This is a genomic window from Bacteroidota bacterium (assembly GCA_038746285.1).
Taxonomy (GTDB): domain Bacteria; phylum Bacteroidota; class Rhodothermia; order Rhodothermales; family JANQRZ01; genus JANQRZ01.
Genome location: JBCDKT010000118.1, coordinates 1 through 1,973, shown reverse-complemented (window position 1 = coordinate 1,973; position 1,973 = coordinate 1). Strand labels below are relative to the sequence as shown.

At 67.0% G+C, this 1,973-nt stretch carries 3 protein-coding genes; 2 read left to right on the top strand and 1 reads right to left on the bottom strand.

All coding sequences use genetic code 11. From position 1 onward, the window contains the following. On the bottom strand, nt 1-705 hold a 705-nt coding region (locus AAGI91_17735; protein ID MEM1044455.1), incomplete at its 3' end, for a hypothetical protein. Nucleotides 706-845: 140 nt separating this feature from the next. On the opposite strand from AAGI91_17735, the gene AAGI91_17730 reads away from it, so the two are divergent. Further along, on the top strand, nt 846-1,226 hold the full coding sequence (locus AAGI91_17730; GenBank protein ID MEM1044454.1) for a DUF2237 domain-containing protein: 381 nt from the start codon (nt 846-848) through the stop codon (nt 1,224-1,226). Between the two features lie 241 nt (nt 1,227-1,467). Further along, on the top strand, nt 1,468-1,973 hold a 506-nt coding region (locus tag AAGI91_17725), incomplete at its 3' end, for an imelysin family protein (GenBank protein ID MEM1044453.1).

Sequence of the window (1,973 nt, the reverse complement as noted above, 5' to 3'; positions counted from 1 at the left end):
CGTGGCGCCCGCGATGGCCTGCTGGAGTTCGCTCTTGGTCATGCTGGAGCGACCGTCGATGTCGAGCGCTTGCGCGCGGGACAGCAACTCGTCCTTGGTGGGCTCGCCGTGCGCATCTCGGTACGCGTCGAGGATAGCGTCTTTGAGGTCGTCCTTGGTCATGTCGGACCGTCCGTCGATGTCCAGCTCCTGGGCTCGTTCGTAGAGCATCTCTTTCGTGAGACCGTCGCCGCCATCGACGTAGCCGAGTTCGGTCATCACGCGCTGGACGGCCTCGGGCCAGTCGGCGTATTGGTCGCCGTCGTCGCTCGCATCTTTCTTGGTCTGCTCAGCCTCCTCGCGGGCGTCGTCGGTGAGCAGCGCCCATGCGTCGCGCGGCAGGTAGCGGCTCATGTGGTCGCCGTCGGACGCCGCCTCTCCGCTGGCGGTCTGCCAGTCCTGCTCGGTCCACGCCTCCAGGCTCTTCTGGTCGGCGTCCTTGTCGCCGGTGTAGCCGCCGCCCCGGCGCTCATATTCCTGGGTCAGAAGCTGCGCCTTCCGCGCCGACCACTCGCCCTCGCCGCCGCCTTTGCCGCTCGCCTGGATCGCTTCCTTGAGGCGCCAGCGGAGCTCGGGGTCGGTGTACTTGTCGGCGTAGTCGTCGGGAATGTTGTCGGTGTCGATGGAGGTTTGGTCGAGCCAGTCGTCGATGGAGGTGTCGGACATCAGAGAGGGGCGAGTGAGAGAGGAGACTGGAAACGGAGAGGCATCCCGCTGGCGTTCCCTCCAGATCTGGGTTCAGGCGGGCCCGGAGGGCATCCGGTGGCCGTCGCGCGATGTTTCCGAGCCTATCGCCTAGCCTCCCCATGCAGGTCGTCCCCTCCACGAATGTCCTCGGCGGACCGCTCCAGGAGTGCGGCCGCGACCCGCTGACGGGCTTCTACCGAGACGGCTGCTGCGAGACGGGGCCCAACGACTTCGGCACGCACGTCGTCTGCGCCGTTATGACGGCGGACTTCCTGGCCTACACCAAGAGTCGAGGTAATGACCTCTCGTCGCCTCGGCCGGAGTACCGCTTCCCGGGCCTCCGGCCCGGCGACCGGTGGTGCCTGTGCGTTAGCCGCTGGCGTGAAGCCCTGGATGCTGGTGTGGCGCCGCCCGTCGTGCTGGAGGCGACGCACGAGAAGGCGCTCGGGGTGGTGTCCTTGGACGACCTGCGCCGCCACGCTGCGACCGCCAGCGGATAGTGGATCACGGCGTCGGCTTGCCGGTGGTGCCAGAAGCGGCTCCACTGGCGGAGCTGGGTAGAGGGACGCCGGCGTGAGTGCATGCCTGCTGGCGGCGTGCTGCGCCAGCGGGCAGTGACGGACGTGCTGGGCGGAGGGTTCAGAACCCTTGAGGCCGTTCTCGTATGTGCCAGACTTTCGTGTGTACGTACAAGGGAGACATGCCGATACTGTGGGTACAGACCCAACGAGCCCAATGAACATGTTCTCACATCGCGGCCTCCTTGTGGCTGCGTTCGCCCTGCCTCTCGTCGTCGCCGGATGTGCGTCGTCCGGTGATGATGCGGCGCGCGCTGAGGCGGTCTCGGCCTACGCCGATATCGTCGCGGCGTCCTACCAGGACTCGTACGACGCGGCCGTCGAGCTCGATCAGGCCATCGACGCCTTCGTCGAGGCGCCATCCGAGGCTGGACTGGAAGCCGCCAAGGAGGCCTGGTTGACAGCTCGTGAGCCCTACGGCCAGACCGAGGCGTATCGCTTCGCCAACGGCCCGATCGACGATGCCGACGGTCCGGAGGGACTGCTGAACGCCTGGCCACTCGACGAGGCGTACATCGACTACGTCGAGGGCGACTCGGACGCGGGCATCATCAACCGCCCCGAGGACTTCCCGACCATCGACCAGCAGCTCATCCTCGACCTGAACGAGCAGGGCGGCGAGGAGAACGTCTCGGCGGGATACCACGCCATCGAGTTCCTCCTCTGGGG